This window comes from Parasphingomonas halimpatiens, assembly GCF_036663795.1.
Lineage (GTDB): Bacteria > Pseudomonadota > Alphaproteobacteria > Sphingomonadales > Sphingomonadaceae > Sphingomonas.
The window spans coordinates 99935-114803 of record NZ_JAXOJP010000011.1 but is presented as its reverse complement, the minus strand read 5'-3'; the positions used below and the strand labels follow the sequence as shown (position 1 = coordinate 114803).

At 65.8% G+C, this 14869-nt stretch carries 14 protein-coding genes; 9 read left to right on the top strand and 5 right to left on the bottom strand.

The annotated features are described in order from the left end of the window. The first annotated feature begins 123 nt into the window (after positions 1-123). The 6 genes from U1839_RS13430 to U1839_RS13405 all read left to right on the top strand — a co-directional run bounded on the left by U1839_RS13430 (position 124) and on the right by U1839_RS13405 (position 4821). Positions 124-1038 (top strand): SPFH domain-containing protein, encoded by a 915-nt coding sequence (locus U1839_RS13430; protein ID WP_332804113.1) that lies wholly within the window; start codon positions 124-126, stop codon positions 1036-1038. A 7-nt stretch (positions 1039-1045) separates the two neighbouring features. After that, positions 1046-1252 carry a type II toxin-antitoxin system antitoxin gene (locus U1839_RS13425; RefSeq protein ID WP_332804112.1) on the top strand — a complete coding sequence of 69 codons (207 nt, stop codon included), beginning with the start codon at positions 1046-1048 and terminating at the stop codon, positions 1250-1252. Beyond that, a complete protein-coding gene (locus U1839_RS13420) occupies positions 1249-1497 on the top strand; it encodes a hypothetical protein (protein ID WP_332804111.1) in 249 nt (82 codons plus the stop codon). The genes U1839_RS13425 and U1839_RS13420 overlap by 4 nt, the downstream gene beginning before the upstream one ends. 25 nt (positions 1498-1522) lie before the next feature. After that, a complete protein-coding gene (locus tag U1839_RS13415) occupies positions 1523-1795 on the top strand; it encodes a hypothetical protein (RefSeq protein WP_332804110.1) in 273 nt (90 codons plus the stop codon). Further along, positions 1762-2745, top strand: a complete 984-nt coding sequence (locus U1839_RS13410) for an alpha/beta hydrolase (RefSeq protein ID WP_332804109.1) — start codon at positions 1762-1764, stop codon at positions 2743-2745. Before U1839_RS13415 ends, U1839_RS13410 begins: the two co-directional genes overlap by 34 nt. A 648-nt stretch (positions 2746-3393) precedes the next feature. Beyond that, entirely contained in the window at positions 3394-4821 is a 1428-nt protein-coding gene (locus tag U1839_RS13405; protein WP_332804108.1) for a tetratricopeptide repeat-containing sulfotransferase family protein, read from the top strand. Between the two features lie 10 nt (positions 4822-4831). Here the strand turns inward: U1839_RS13405 and U1839_RS13400 are convergent, their stop codons facing one another. Then, positions 4832-6106 (bottom strand): aspartyl/asparaginyl beta-hydroxylase domain-containing protein, encoded by a 1275-nt coding sequence (locus tag U1839_RS13400; RefSeq protein WP_443030617.1) that lies wholly within the window; start codon positions 6104-6106, stop codon positions 4832-4834. 80 nt (positions 6107-6186) lie between these two features. On the opposite strand from U1839_RS13400, the gene U1839_RS13395 reads away from it, so the two are divergent. Next, positions 6187-7206, top strand: a complete 1020-nt coding sequence (locus U1839_RS13395; protein WP_332804106.1) for a hypothetical protein — start codon at positions 6187-6189, stop codon at positions 7204-7206. A gap of 94 nt (positions 7207-7300) precedes the next feature. On the opposite strand, the gene U1839_RS13390 is transcribed toward U1839_RS13395, so the two are convergent. From U1839_RS13390 to xseA, 4 genes are all read right to left on the bottom strand, one after another. Then, positions 7301-10237, bottom strand: coding sequence for a TonB-dependent receptor domain-containing protein (locus U1839_RS13390; RefSeq protein WP_332804105.1), 2937 nt, complete (start codon positions 10235-10237; stop codon positions 7301-7303). 211 nt (positions 10238-10448) lie between these two features. Then, positions 10449-11381, bottom strand: a complete 933-nt coding sequence (locus tag U1839_RS13385) for a M23 family metallopeptidase (RefSeq protein ID WP_332804104.1) — start codon at positions 11379-11381, stop codon at positions 10449-10451. After that, entirely contained in the window at positions 11378-11578 is a 201-nt protein-coding gene (locus U1839_RS13380) for a DUF2093 domain-containing protein (protein WP_281128346.1), read from the bottom strand. Before U1839_RS13380 ends, U1839_RS13385 begins: the two co-directional genes overlap by 4 nt. Before the next feature lie 33 nt (positions 11579-11611). Next, on the bottom strand, positions 11612-13012 hold the full coding sequence (gene xseA / locus U1839_RS13375; RefSeq protein WP_332804103.1) for an exodeoxyribonuclease VII large subunit: 1401 nt from the start codon (positions 13010-13012) through the stop codon (positions 11612-11614). On the opposite strand from xseA, the gene purD reads away from it, so the two are divergent. Together purD and U1839_RS13365 are read left to right on the top strand one after the other, a co-directional pair. Next, positions 13011-14273, top strand: coding sequence for a phosphoribosylamine--glycine ligase (gene purD, locus U1839_RS13370; protein ID WP_332804102.1), 1263 nt, complete (start codon positions 13011-13013; stop codon positions 14271-14273). The genes xseA and purD overlap by 2 nt on opposite strands. 27 nt (positions 14274-14300) lie before the next feature. Next, complete coding sequence (locus tag U1839_RS13365) at positions 14301-14825, top strand: helix-hairpin-helix domain-containing protein (protein WP_332804101.1); 525 nt, start codon at positions 14301-14303, stop codon at positions 14823-14825. Positions 14826-14869: the final 44 nt, after the last annotated feature.

Sequence of the window (14869 nt, the reverse complement as noted above, 5' to 3'; positions counted from 1 at the left end):
CGTCTCCGCGCCTCCGCGTGAATCAAATCTTTGAAGCGAGGCGGCGCCGCACCCTCCGATTCCGCTTGCGACTCGATTAAACCCGATATAACTGTGATATCACATTAACGGGAAGGGTTCGTCATGGCGAGCAATGTTGGGGATCAGGTGGCGCGCAATAACGCGCTGACGCTGTCGCGCGAGCGGCCGGCAGCGACGATGAGTGGCTATATCATGCTGCTGGTGCTGCTGGCGGCGATCGTCGCCGGCGTGGCGGGCGCCGCCATGGTCAAGGACGACCCGGCGCCGGGCGGCATGTTGATGACCGCCGGGACGCTGGTGTTCGTGTTCGTGCTGACCGGCTTTTACATGCTGCAGCCTAACCAGGCCGTGGCGATCACGCTGTTCGGCTCCTATCAGGGTACCGATCGCAACACCGGCCTGCGCTGGCTGTTGCCATGGCTCGGCCGCAAGAAGATCTCGCTGCGCGCCAACAACATGATCTCCGAGCGGCTCAAGGTGAACGACCTGCGCGGCAACCCGATCGAGATCGCAGCGCAGGTGGTGTGGCGCGTGACCGACACCGCACAGGCGTTGTTCGACATCGACGATTACAAGGCGTTCGTCATCGTCCAGATCGAGGCAGCGGTGCGCACGATCGGCGCGCGTTACCCCTATGACGATTTCGAGCATCAGGAAGTGACGCTGCGCGGCAACCATGACCAGGTCAGCGCCGAGCTGCGCACCGAGCTGATCGCGCGGCTGGTAACGGCGGGCGTGACGGTCGACGAATGCGGCTTCACCCATCTCGCCTATGCGCAGGAGATTGCCGGGGCGATGCTCCGCCGGCAACAGGCGCAGGCAGTGGTCGCGGCGCGCAAGACGCTGGTCGAGGGCGCGGTCGGCATGGTCGAGATGGCGCTCGACCTGCTCAGCGAGAAGAATGTCGTCGAACTCGACGACGAGCGCCGCGCGGCGATGGTGTCGAACCTGATGGTCGTGCTGTGCGGCGAGCGCGATACCCAGCCCGTCGTCAACGCCGGCTCGCTCTACCAATAGGTCGGTGGTGACGGGTCCGCCCAAAAAGGCGTTTCCGCTACGCCTCGATCCCGCGCTCTACGCGGCGATCGAGCGCGCGGCTGCGGCCGACCTGCGCAGCGTCAACGCCCAGCTCGAATGCCTGCTGCGCGAGGCACTGGCCCGGCGCGGCGTAAAACTGACCGAACCGGTCGCCGCGAAGCGTGGGCGGCCGCCAAAAGGAGACAAGGCGTGACCGCACCTCGTTCGAATCCGCCCATGTTCGTCCGCAAGGGCCTCCAGATATCGGCGAAGTCGCGTACGGGTTGGGTGATTACCTTGATCTATACAGCGGTCGTTTTGGCGGTCGCGTTGGGCGTATTCGCGCATCGGGCGCCGCCGACGCCGCGGACGGTAGCGATATGGGCGATCTTCAATTTCGGTAGTGCGCTGCTGTTCACCGTCTTTGCATGGCGGGCAGCGGTGGTGATCGACGACTAAGCGGAAATTTCGAAGGGTGGTTGCAATGACGATCGAAGAGATCCGTAACATGTACAGGGTACGCAACGGTTACTGGTTCGCGCCCAAGCGCTTCGGCTATGGCGCCACGCCGGTGACGTGGCAGGGCTGGGCGGTGACGCTCGGCTTTGTCGGCACACTGTTGCTGGCGCTGCGGCTGTTGCCGACGCTGCCGGAGAAGATCATCGTCGCGCTGGCGTTGATCGGCGCGATGATCGTCATCAGCATCGCCAAGACCGATGGTGAATGGCGCTGGCGCAGCGGGAACCGCGACCGGTGATCGCGCTCGCCACCCTGGCGCTGGTCGCCGCCGCCGCGCTGCCACCGGCGAACGCCGTGCCGGTCGAGGTCACCGCACCGGGCCCGGAAGGGCCGCTGGCCGGCACGCTGATCGACCCCGACCCCAAGGCCCCGGCGGTGCTGATCCTGCCCGGATCGGGTCCGACCGACCGTGACGGCAACAACCGCGGCGGGGTTGCCGGCGGTCCCTATCGTCAGCTGGCCGAAGCGCTCGCCGCCGACGGTATCGCCACGCTGCGGGTCGACAAGCGCGGCCTGTTCGGGAGCAAGGCGGCGCTTGCCGATCCTTATGCTTCGACCACCGCCGGCTATGCCGCCGACACCCATGCCTGGGTCAAGATGCTGCGCCAGCGCAGCGGCCGGCGCTGTGTCTGGGTGCTCGGCCATAGCGAAGGCGGGCTGGTCGCCCTGCAGGCCGCGCAGGCACCCGAGGGCATTTGCGGGCTCATCCTGCTCTCGGCGGGCGGGCGGCCGATCGGCGCGGTGATGCGCGAACAGTTGCGCGCGAACCCGGCCAATGCGCCGATCCTCGACGCGGCGCTTGGCGCGATCGACGCGCTGGAAGCCGGCCGCCGGGTCGATATGGCGTCCTTGCCAGCGGTCATCCAGCCATTGTTCGCCGAAAAGCTCCAGCCCTATTTGATCGATCTTTTCTCGCACGATCCGGCGAAGCTGATTGCCGGCGTCCGGCTGCCAGTGTTGATCCTGCAGGGCGACCGCGACATCCAGGTGTCGCTGGTCGATGCCGAGGCGCTGAAAAAGGCACAGCCAAAGGCGACGCTGACGATTGTGCCCGGCGTCAACCACGTGCTGCGTCCGGTGGAGAGCGCGGATCGCGCCGCCAATATCGCCACCTATGGCGACGCGACGCTGCCGATCAGCCCGACGATCGCGGCCGCCATAGCGGCATTCGTCAAGCGCCCGGGCTGATCGCCGCGAAGGCGCGGCTTCGTCAGTGGCAGCCAGCCGCTGGCCTCGTGTCGGAGCCGAAGCGCGTGATGAGTGAAAGCGCCATGGACCACCTGGCCGCCGCGCGGTCTCGCGGAAAGGAACCGGTCATCGGCCAAAGGCCAACCCGGCACGATTTCGCGGGCTGGAGCGCGCTGCGTTTCGACGGAAACGCAGCGCGCTCCAGATGCTTCGTGATCGCGTGCTTGATCGCGAATAGCCGGATTCCACCTATGCGCAGCTCGCTTTAGTCTCGGCGGCAGTCGCCACAAGAGACGGTACGGTGATCGACCATCTGCTGAGCGCCTGGACGGCCGCGTCCGTGATGCGGCGCCACTCGGCGACCGTGTGACAAACGCGACGGCGGCCTGCAAGCGAACCGGTAATCTCCTCGGTCTTGCAGCGGACGCGCTGCTCCGGATCGACGGCAGCAGCCGTCGCCGCCGGCGCAGGCTGCTCCGTTGCGGCCGGAGACCCGCTCAGCATAACAAGGGCAATCGCGATGCCAAACATCATAGGGACCCCATTCCGAATTGCGGCTGGATACTTCCTTTGCAAATGCCCGCGCGTCAAGGCGAACTTCCCTTGACCGGCCGGTACCTGTAGGTCCGCGCCATGCAGTCCTCCCCTATGACAGCACAGCTCATTGCGGTCGGTGACGACCATCTGCGGCAAGGCAGGTTCGCCGACGCGATTGACGCCTATAGGTCGGTAGTTGAAGCGCGCCCCGATCTTGCCGACGTCTGGTTCAACCTGGCCTGGGCGCAGCGTGCCGAGCGGCACTTTGCGGCGTCACTGCAGTCCTATGAACAGGCGATCGCGCACGGCATCGTACGCCCTGAGGAAGCGCGCCTCAACCGGGCGACAATCCTCTATGACCATCTGGGGGCAACGGACCTGGCGATTGGCGAACTCAACGCCGCCTTGCGATTGAATCCCGACTTCCTCCAGGCGTGGTTGAACCTGGGCAACATCGCCGAAGAGCGTGGCGACGCCGATGGTGCAAAGGCAGCATATCGTCGCGCAGTCGCGATCGCGCCGCGCGCTGGACGAGGGCACGCACGCCTCGCGGTAATCGAGACCGCGGCTGGTCGGGCGGAAGAGGTGGTATCGCATCTCAAGCAGCTGCTCGATCAGGCACCGACAGCCGAGGACCGCGCGGAAATTCTCTTCGCGCTGGGCGGTGCGCTCGACGCAACGGCGCAGTTTGACGACGCCTTTCAGGCATATGAGGCGGCCAACTGGTTCGCGGCATCGTTTGCCCAGCACCGCTACGATCCTGAGGCGCAGGAACGGTTGGTTGACCGATTGATCGCCGCCTATCCGCACCCCGTTGCAGCGGTTGCACAGGATGCTGGAGGCATCGCTTCACCCGTGTTCATCTGCGGCATGTTCCGTTCGGGGTCGACGCTTGCCGAGCAGATTCTCGGACGCCATAGCGCGGTGCATGCGGCGGGCGAGCGCGAGGACATCCCTGCCATCGTTCGCAGCCTCGACCCGTATCCCGAAGCGGCTGCCGCAATGTCGGCGGACCAGGCCGCCGCGCTACGCGCTCGCTACCTTGCCGAAGGTGCGGCAGGCGGCGTGACGACCGACAAGCGGTGCGACAATTTTCTCCACATCGGACTGATCAAGTCGCTCTTTCCTGGCGCGAAAATCGTGCACACGGTACGGCAACCACTCGACAATTTGCTATCGATCTATTTCCTGCATTTCGGTGATGCCGTGTCCTATGGCGACGATTTGCGCAACGCAGCGCATTACTTCCGTCAATATCGTCGCCTGATGGCGCATTGGACCAATCTGTATCCGGACGACATTGCGGCGCTGGATTATGACCGGCTCGTCGCCGACCCGCGCAGCGAGATGGCGCGCATCATGCGATTTCTCGATCTGCGCTGGGAAGACCAGTGCCTCGCCGCCGGTGCAACCGACGGTGCCGTTCGAACCGCCAGCGCATGGCAGGTCCGCGCGCCGCTACACACCCGGTCGTCGGGACGATGGCGTCATTATGCGCGCCATATGGCGACGATCCGGGAAATGCGCGACTCTGACTGAGGCCGCCCCTTCAGCCTTTGGGCGCGACGATGCCGCGATCAGCGACGGAAAACAGCTTGCTGAGCTGAGTCTGTTCGGCCGAAGTCAGGTGCGGATTCCACACGTCGAAGATCAGCACGATCCTCAGTTCTTCGCTGTCGTTCCACGCCTCATGCTCGATCGTGTCGTCAAAAGCGAACGCCTCGCCCTCGCGCCAGACGCGGGTTGCGCCCCCGACGCGGAAGCGGCAGCCGTCAGGCACGACAAGGGGAAGGTGAATGATGGCCCGCGTGTTGGTGACGCCGGTGTGCGGTGGAATCCGCGCGCCAGGTCGGAGCAGCGAGAAAAATGCCGTCGGCGCCTTGCCCGGCACGTTGTTCTGCGGGACCCGGGCAAGCGCCGCTTTCGTTTCCGGGCAGAGCGCACATACCGCCTCGTTTTCGACGCCATATTCCCACAGGAAGCAGGCGCTCCACTCGGGCGAGTTGTCGAGATCGCTCCATTTGTTTTCCGGTGTCCCGGAGTCCAGCCGGACATAGGGCCTGATCGCCGGGTCACCGCGTTCGACCAAGGCCAGCGCTTCACGGCGAATTGCCGGGGCGGCGGCTTCGAGCTCGGCAAACCACGGGAAATGCCCTCGCTCGAAGAATTCGTCAGCGGGCAGGAATGGGTAATGCACCCCCGCGCACTGATTCTGAAAGATTTTGCGGCGGCCGAGCATGTGGTCGACACAGGCGCGAAACCGTCGCGCTGATTGTTCGTCCGGCAAGTCGCCGCCGAATTCGGCGTTCAATGCCTTTTCATACGCGGCATTGTGCTCGGCGAGGTGAGCGCGGGCGCGGGCGGTGGCATCGACGACGGCGGGCGGCGTTCCCTCCATGCCCGCGGCAAGCTGGACGATGGCGCTCCAGTGCGGTGCGGCCTGAGATATCTGCCCCTGCCGCTGAAACAATTCGGCCATCCGCAGTTGCGCGACGAAGTGGAGTTGATCGAGTGCGAGCGCTGCTTCGAGCGTGTGGTTCTCACCGGCCGTATCGCCTTTCGCGCGGTAGGCGCTGGCGAGGTTGAGCAGCAACGCGACCTCGCCGGGATCCGCTTTCGCTGCTGCGGCAAAGCTTGTGATCGCGAGCGCCACGTCGCCATCCGCCAAGGCGCGCATGCCGCGTGCATTCTGCGCCTGTGGATCGCCCGGAAAACGCGCCACGGCCTGATCGAGCAGCAGGCGCGCCTGATCGGCTTCCCCGCGCTGCCGCAGCATACCTGCTTCCCGGAGGAGTGGCTCGACGGCCCCATTGTGTTCGATCATGACCGCGTGAAAGCATAGCATCCCAAGTCGTGCAAGTTCCTACCCTTGATCCCTCAACCGCTTTTCGGCAGACCCTGACGATGATGGCTCCGGCTGACCCGCATGTGATGGCGCCTGAATGGCTGGCCCATCGCTATGACCCCGACCATGACGCGCTCCATTTCGTCCTCGCCGACCGGGCATCACGTCGCGCGGCAGCGTTCCTGACCGACGAGCATTTGCCGGGGGCGGTCAACCCGGTCGTGGCACGGCGCGCAGATATCGCGCGGACCGGAACGGCCCGGCGCATCAACTTCATCTTCCATTCCGCCTATTGCTGTTCGACGCTGCTGGCCAATGCCTATGATCGGCCAGGCAGGAGCACGAGCTTCAAGGAACCCGTGCTCCTGAATGATCTGGTCGGCTGGCGCCATCGCGGTGGCGACCCCGGCAAGATCCGGGACATGCTGATCGACGGACTGACCCTTCTCGCCCGCCCCTTCGAGCCGCAGGAAGTCTGCGTGGTGAAGCCGTCCAATGTGGTTAACGGGCTGGCGCCGGTGATGATGGCGGGCCGGCCCGACGCTGCGGCGTTGCTGCTCTATGCGCCGCTCGACGCCTTTTTGGGCTCGATCGCCAACAAGGGCCTGTGGGGGCGGCTCTGGGTTCGGGACCTGCTCGCCAAATTCCTCAAGGAGGGGCTGGTCGATCTGGGCTTCGGTCCGCAGGAAGTGTTTTTGCAGTCCGACCTGCAGGTGGCGGCGGTCGGCTGGCTGGCGCAGCATGTCCTGTTCGCCAAACTGGCGACAGCCTGGCCTGATCGGGTCAGGACGCTTGGCAGCGATGCGCTCCTTGCCGATCCCGCAGGCGCGCTGGCCGCCATCGACCAGCTATTCGGTGTCGACGACACCGCTGCTGGTCGGCAGAAGGTGGTGTCGAGCATCTTCACCCGACACGCAAAGTTCGGCGGCGCATTCGACGCTGCGGACCGCGAGCGCAACCGACAGGCCGCGACGGAAGTCCACGGTGAAGAGTTGACGATGGTGTCGTCCTGGGCGGCAACCGTCGCACAACAGGCGGGCATCGGCATGATGCTGCCCGCGCCCTTGATATCGCGCTGATCAGCGACGGCCGCGCAATGCGGCCGCGTGAAGCACAGGCAAAAAAAGGGCGGCCCGAAGGCCGCCCCAAGATGCATGAACCAAATCGACCTTCTTAGAAGGCGACCTTTACGGCTGCGCTGAACGAGCGGCCGAGCGGATCGTAGGTCGACGGGAAGGTGTTACCGCTGTTCGCGGTAGTCGTGCCGGCCTGACCACCGACAACCGGCGGCTGCTTGTTGAACAGGTTCTGCACGCCGAGCGTCAAGAGGAACTTCTTCTGCACTTCGAACTGCAGCGAGAAGTCGAAGTAGTTGTACGCCGGGATACGATTAAAGTTCTGGGTCGTCCCCGCCAGCGCCGACGTCGCTGCGCCCGAGTTCACCACGGTGCCGCTGAACAGCGTGCCGGCGGCTGGCTCGTAGCTCACCTTGTCAATGTGACGCCACAGAAGCGATCCGGTCACGCCATAAGCCGACAGGCTCGTCCGCTGCTGCCACGAGAATTTCGGCTGAATCTGACCGAGGCTCGGACCACAGTTAGAGCTGTAATAGCCAACGCAATCACGATTTACCGAGCTCGGGGATGCCCGGAAGCGGAGGTGATCGGTCCAGTTGCCGAGGAAACCAAGGTCAAGCCTAACATCGCCGAACTTGTGGTTCCAGTTGATCGTCACATCGATACCGTCGGTCGCCAAGCGCCCATTGTTCGTCAGTGGCGTCGGCAAACCAAAGGTAGTGGCCGCCGGACCGCTCAAACGCCCATTGGCCGGGTTGCGGCGAATGCTCGTGCACGCCGGCGACGTGGCTGACGCTGCCGTAATGTTCTTGAAGCAGGCATCCATGACATCACCGGGAACCGCCGCCGTGATCGCGTTGTTAACCTTGAGGTTATAATAATCGACGGTGATCGTCAGGTTCGGAACAAGGTCGTGAGGCGTAAATACCGCACCGATCGTAAAGGTATCAGCTTTTTCGGGCAACAGATTGGGGTTGCCACCACCAGTAGCATTTGCCTGGCCAGCCGAAGGGTTCTGGATCGCGCCGATCGAGCCCGCCGGCGCGCCCTGGGCGAGACAAACTGCCGTTAGGTTGGCGTTTCCGACGGGGGCAGCGCCCGCGCACGGATCAAGCGTCAGGTTCGTCAAGCCGGTAACGACCGGAGCGAAAAGCTCGCCAATGTTCGGCGCCCGGACAGCGCGCTGGTAGTTACCGCGGAAACGAATGCCGCCGGTCGGCTCCCAAGTGAGACCCGCCTTATATGTAGTCGTGTTGAAATGCGGGCTGCCAGGCGCGTTGATGTTGTAGGACGAATAACGCACGCCGGCTTCAGCGGTCAGTTCGTTGAAGAAGGGCTTGTCGCTCATCAGGGGAGCGATGATTTCACCAAACGCTTCCTTGACGTTGTAGCTACCGGTAAAGGGCAATGTGGCACCACCGGCGCCACCAAGCGTCGAAGGGTCCTGCGCATAGGCATCAGGGATGCGATCATAGGTGTACTTGCGATATTCGGCACCGACCGCGTAGCTGATCGGCTGGCTAGCGCCGAACACAGGCGAACCGAAATCGCCCGACAGCACCGCATGAACCTGCGAAAGCTCGGTGTTGACGCGGATCGTGCTCTGGCCCTGGATGAAGGCAACCTGCGCAGGGGTGATGCTGCCCGCGGCGCCGAACAGGTTCAACGGCACGCAATTGCCGGTCGGGTCGATGCACGTCGTGGTGTTGGTTGCGTTAAGCGCCTGCTGCACGCGGGGATTGAGCACATAGCCCGACTGAGTCGAAGTCTGCTCGCTGCGCCCATAGGATGCCGACACATCGAGCGTCATCGACTTGGTGATGTCGACCTTGAGGCCGACGCGCGCGTCATACAGGTTGTTGACATACTCGCTCTGGCGCGGCCCGAGTTCGACGAGGCGGCGGTACACGCCCGGCAGCGGGATCGCGGTGTTGGTGTTGCAGGCCGCACCGAGTGCGATACCATTCGCCGTGCAAAGCTGATCGCGGATGGTCGAGTTCAGGTACGGGTTGTTCGCCGGAATGGTCAGAGCGTTACCGAACACGCCCGACGGAGCGATGATCGACTTGATCGTGTTCGACGAGAACATGCCGCGCGCATAAAACTCGACGCCGTCAGCAACATCATAATGCGTCGCGGCGTAGGCGCTCTTGCGGACCAGCGGGGTCTGGAAGATGTTGTATGGATTGAAGTTAAAGCCCTGATATTGCGGCACCAGGCTTGCGCCCGACGCGCTGACCTGCAGATCCTGCGTCGCGAAAGAAATGGTCGTCGGAACCGAAGTGAAAGAGGCGCCCGACGCCTTGCCGCTGGTGCTGCTGATGCCGAAGAGCGCGAAAGGCTGAATCTGATACACCGGGTTGACCTTGGTGTAGCCGATGCTCAGCACGGCATTGCCGCGATCATCCGCAAAGTTGGCGCCGACCGTGAGGTCGCCACGGAACGAATAACCGTCGCCGCTCTGGAGCACCTTGTTCGAGGCCCGCAAATCGATACCCGTGAAATCGCGGCGCGTGATGAAGTTGACGACGCCCGACACGGCGTCCGCGCCATAGGTCGTCGACGCACCACCGGTCAGCACGTCGACGCGCGAGACGAGCGCCAGCGGGATGACATTGAGGTCGGTCGCGCCGTTGGCGAGCGAGGGAACGAGACGATTGCCGTCGAGCAGCACGATGTTGCGCTGCACGCCGAGGCCGCGAAGATCGATCGTGTTGGTGCCGTTCGAACCGTTATTGACCTGGCTACCGACGCCCGGCGACACGCCCGGGAGCGTGCGGAGCAGCTCTTCCGTGGTGTTGAAGGCGCGCTTCTCGATTTCGGCGCTGCTGACCACGCTGACCGGGGTCGACGACGTCAGGTTCGGATTGCGGATCAGCGTACCGGTGACGATGACGTCCGACGTCGTTTCCGGCTGTGCCTCAGGCGCGGCAGGCGCCGTCTGCGCGGACGCCGACGTTGCAAAGCTGGCTACCGCGAGCACCGAAAGCGCCGAGCCCAAGCTGAGCGCGCGAATGATTTTTGCTGTTTTCACGAATTAGTCCCCTTTGCCTCGCCCGATTTCGGGCCCCCAGCATCTACAAATGCTCGTCTCAAAAAATGGCGCGCGAGCGCGCGCCGCCTTTTTCGACCTGATACCGGAATGGCCCTAGTGCGCGTTGCTGTAAAGCCGACCGGGGCGGCGTCGGCGGCTTTTCAAGCACCTGTAGCCAAAATGCCACAATCGGACGGGACCGCTACGGACGCTATTCGGTGCGCGGCATCGGGCCGGCGACGAGCAGCGGATCGATCTTCGCCTCGCGCCACTTCATGCTCCAGTGGAGATGCGGCCCGGTCGCGCGGCCGGTCATGCCCGAAAAACCGATCGTCTCGCCGCGCTGGACATGTTCGCCAACATGCACCGCGATGCGCGACAGATGGAGGAACGCGCTGTTGAGCCCCATGCCGTGATCGATCATCAGCAGATTGCCCTCGAGCGTGAAGGGATGGTCGGCGGCGAGGATCACCACGCCATCGGCCGGCGCCAGCACCGGCGTGCCCTGCGGCACCGCGACATCGAGCCCGCTATGGTACGATCCCGCCTCGCCATTCTTGTAGATGCGCTGCGAGCCGAACAGCGTCGAGATGCGCCCCGTCGTCGGCCACAGGAACGGCTGGCGCCAGCCGGCGGCATCGGTGACCAGCCGGCGCGCGGCGTTGATCTGGGCCAGTTCGGCGGGACGCAGGCGTTCGAATTCGGGTTGCGGTACGGGAAATTTGGGCAGCGCGTTGAGCCGCGAGATATCCCATTGGCGCGGCGCGACGGTCAGCGTGTCGCGGACCTGCCGGCCATCTTCGAGCGTCGCGACGATACTCGCCACCGGCCCCGCGTCACGGTCGAAAGCGATCACGAAGCGGCCGTCGGGCGCGACCGGGATGGTCATGCCGTTGAACGACAACAGGCTGGTCGACGATGGCGCGATGCCGATCACCACACCGCCCTGGATCATGCTGCCGGCATAGCTGAAGGTGGTGCGATCGGGCGCGCGATGCGGTGGAGCAACCACCGTCGCCGTCGGTGGAGGCGGGCGCTGGGCACGCGCGGCGGGCTGGACCTGCGATGCGGCGAGCGGCGTCGTGCAACTGCCGAGCACGATCATCGCGGGAACGCCGAAGCTCCAGCGCGCCAGCTTCCTCATTCCGGTGTCATCGCCGCGGTGGCGATCGCCGCGCTGGCATAGGCTTCCTGCCGCGCGACGCTCCAGTAACGCAGTTCGTCGAGCAGGATGCGCTCGCCCGAGACCGCGCAGACGACATGATCGCCGCTCGCCAGCACGCGAAAGCCATTGGCCATGTAATGGAGCCGGGCGGTACGATCAGAATTCGACATCAACATGGTAACGGGCTTTCGAAGCTGGCGGCGGGCGGATCAGAGCAGGCTGGGTTGCTCGGGGCCGGGGCCTTTGGCCTTGTCATATGCCGAGCCGGCCGCGCGCTCAACCTTGGCGTCGACCTGGCCGTCCCGGAAGTGGAGCGTGACGGCGCCGGCGGCGCGCGCCGCAGCGGCACTGCCGACCACCGCGCCGCCCGGCCGCGCCGCGACCCAGGCATAGCCGCGTTCGAGCGGGCGCTCGGGATGCGCGGCGACGAGCAGGCGCTCGATGGCCGTCAGCCGGTCGCTCGCCCGCGCCAGACGCTGTTCGAGCAAGGCGGGCCGCAGCGCGCCGACCGCGCGGTCGAGCATCCCGCGCGCCTGCGTCACGCGCCGTTCCAGCCCGCGATCGAGCCGCGCGCCGGCCTCGTCGGCGCGCTGGCGCTGCGGGGCGAGCAGCGCATCGCGTTTCGGCATGACGCGGACCAGCGCATCGAGCTTCTCGCGACCACGTTCGTGATAGCGCCGCGCACAGCGTTCGGTGCGCTGGCCATAGCCTGCGATGGTCAGGCGCAGCTCGGCGAGTACCGGCACGGCCATTTCCGCCGCCGCGGTCGGCGTCGGCGCGCGCCGGTCGGCGGCATAGTCGGCCAGCGTCGTGTCGGTCTCATGCCCGACCGCCGAGATGACCGGGATGGTACAGGCAGCGATGGCGCGCACCACGACGTCCTCGTTGAACGCCCACAGATCCTCGATCGAACCGCCGCCGCGTGCGACGATCACCAGGTCGGGGCGCGGGATCGGGCCGCCCGGGACCAACGCATCGAAGCCGCGCAGCGCCGCCGCCACCTCGCCCGCTGCACCGTCGCCCTGCACCTTGACCGGCCACACCAGCACATGCGTCGGGCAGCGATCCTCGAGCCGGTGAAGGATGTCGCGGATCACCGCGCCGGTCGGCGAGGTGACCACGCCGATGACGCGCGGCAAATAGGGCAAGGCTTTCTTGCGTTCGGCAGCGAACAGCCCCTCCCCCGCCAGTTGCGCCTTCAGTTTCTCGAGCAGCGCCATCAGCGCGCCCTCGCCCGCCAGCTCCATGCGCTCGATGATGATCTGATATTTGGAGCGCCCGGGATAGGTGGTGACCTTGCCGGTCGCGATCACCTCGACGCCGTCGCGCGGCTGGAACGGCAGCATGTTGACCTGGCCCTTCCAGATCACGCCGTCGATCACCGCGCTGTCGTCCTTGAGGCTGAGATAGGCATGGCCCGAGGCGACGCGCTTGTAGCCCGAAATTTCGCCGCGCAGCCTTACATGGCCGAACTCGCTTTCGACCACGCGCTTGAGCTTCATCGCCAGTTCGCCGACCGACACCGGCGCGGCGTTGTCGCCCGGCACCGGCTCGGCTACCAGCCGCCCGGCCATGTCGCTGTGGTAGGTGTCGGAGAAGGGGTCGGCCATGAATGTCCTGCTGGTCGGATCGGGGGGCCGCGAACATGCGCTGGCATGGAAGCTGGCGCAATCGCCCGGCCTGACGAAATTGTTCGCAACGCCCGGAAACCCGGGCATCGCGGCGCATGCCGCGCTCGTCGCGCTCGATATCGGCAACCATGATGCCGTCGTCGCCTTTGCGCGGGAAAACACCATCGGCTTGGTGGTGATCGGCCCCGAGGCGCCGCTGGTCGACGGTCTCGCCGACAGCCTGCGCGATGCCGGCGTGGCGGTGTTCGGCCCGTCGCGCGCCGCGGCGCAGCTCGAGGGATCGAAGGGTTTCACCAAGGATCTGTGCGCCCGCGCCCACATTCCGACCGCCGGCTATGTCCGCGCGCGCTCGCTGGCCGAGGCGCAGGCGGCGCTCGACCGCTTCGGCGCGCCGGTGGTGGTCAAGGCCGACGGCCTTGCCGCGGGCAAGGGCGTGACGGTGGCGATGACCCGCGCCGAGGCCGATGAAGCGATCGCCGCGCTGTTCGCCGAGCCCGGCGGCGAGGCGGTGATCGAGGAATTCCTCACCGGCGAGGAAGCCAGCCTGTTCGTGCTGACCGACGGCAGCGCGATCATGCCATTCGGCTCGGCGCAGGACCATAAGCGCGTCGGCGACGGCGATACCGGCCCCAATACCGGCGGCATGGGCGCCTATAGCCCGGCGCGCGTGCTGACCCCGGCGCTGGAGCAGCAGGCGCTCGACGACATCGTCGCGCCCACCGTGGCGGCGATGCGCGCCGCCGGCATGCCCTTTTCCGGCGTGCTTTATGCCGGGCTGATGCTCACGCCCGAGGGGCCAAAGCTGATCGAATATAACGCACGGTTCGGCGATCCCGAATGCCAGGTGCTGATGACCCGGCTCGACGACGACCTGCTCGACCTGTTGATGGCGACGGCGACCGGGACGCTTGCCGTGCATGCCGCGCCGCGCTTCGCCGCGGCGACCGCGCTGACGGTGGTGATGGCGGCGCAGGGCTATCCCGGTACGCCGCAGACCGGCGGCGCGATCGCCGGGATCGCCGCTGCCGAGGCGGAGGGCGCCAAGGTCTTCCAGGCCGGCACAGCGCTGGATGACGGCCAGCTCGTCGCGGCGGGCGGCCGCGTCCTCGCCGTCACCGCAACGGCGAGCGATGTCGCTACCGCACAGGCTGTGGCCTATGCCGCGGTCGACCGGCTCGACTTCCCGACCGGCTTCTGCCGCCGCGATATCGGCTGGCGTGAGGTGGCACGCCAAGGCTAAGAACGCGCGAACCACCGGAGCGACCGCATGTCATCGAACGCCGCCAGCAACATCCTTGGCGCCACCACCATCGTCATGATCGTGATCGGCATGGCGCTCGCCGTTGCCGTGATCATCTTCGGCATGCGGCTTAAACGACAGCGTATCGCCGCTGAGAAGGAACTGATCGCGCGGCGCGAGGCGGCGCATGTCGACGAGCTGCCAGCGACCGAACCTGCCACGGCCCCGGCCGTGGTGACCGAGGCGGCACCGCCCGTCGCACCGCCGCCCGTCGACACGGCACCCACCGTCGCGACGCCGCCGGCGCCCACCGAAGGCGACATCACCCAGCTGAAGGGGCTCGGGCCCAAGCTCGCCGCGACGCTCGCGCAGCTCGGCTATACCCGGCTCGACCAGATTGCCGCGCTGACCCCGGAACAGGCCAGCGAGCTCGATGCGCAACTCGGCACTTTCCAGGGCCGCATGACGCGTGATCGCTGGATCGAACAGGCCAGGCTGCTCGTCGCCGGCGATCGCGCCGGCTATGAGGCTGCGTTCGGCAAGCTGGGCTAGGGCGGGATAACTTACCCTCGGCCCGTTCGTTTCGAGCGCAGTCG

Coding starts and splice junctions, on each gene's coding strand:
- U1839_RS13430 (WP_332804113.1), top strand. CDS start 124: ATGGCGAGCAATGTTGGGGATCAGGTGGCGCGCAATAACGCGCTGACG.
- U1839_RS13415 (WP_332804110.1), top strand. CDS start 1,523: ATGACGATCGAAGAGATCCGTAACATGTACAGGGTACGCAACGGTTAC.
- U1839_RS13410 (WP_332804109.1), top strand. CDS start 1,762: ATGGCGCTGGCGCAGCGGGAACCGCGACCGGTGATCGCGCTCGCCACC.
- U1839_RS13405 (WP_332804108.1), top strand. CDS start 3,394: ATGACAGCACAGCTCATTGCGGTCGGTGACGACCATCTGCGGCAAGGC.
- U1839_RS13400 (WP_443030617.1), bottom strand. CDS start 6,106: ATGATCGAACACAATGGGGCCGTCGAGCCACTCCTCCGGGAAGCAGGT.
- U1839_RS13395 (WP_332804106.1), top strand. CDS start 6,187: ATGATGGCTCCGGCTGACCCGCATGTGATGGCGCCTGAATGGCTGGCC.
- U1839_RS13385 (WP_332804104.1), bottom strand. CDS start 11,381: ATGAGGAAGCTGGCGCGCTGGAGCTTCGGCGTTCCCGCGATGATCGTG.
- U1839_RS13380 (WP_281128346.1), bottom strand. CDS start 11,578: ATGTTGATGTCGAATTCTGATCGTACCGCCCGGCTCCATTACATGGCC.
- purD (WP_332804102.1), top strand. CDS start 13,011: ATGAATGTCCTGCTGGTCGGATCGGGGGGCCGCGAACATGCGCTGGCA.
- xseA (WP_332804103.1), bottom strand. CDS start 13,012: ATGGCCGACCCCTTCTCCGACACCTACCACAGCGACATGGCCGGGCGG.
- U1839_RS13365 (WP_332804101.1), top strand. CDS start 14,301: ATGTCATCGAACGCCGCCAGCAACATCCTTGGCGCCACCACCATCGTC.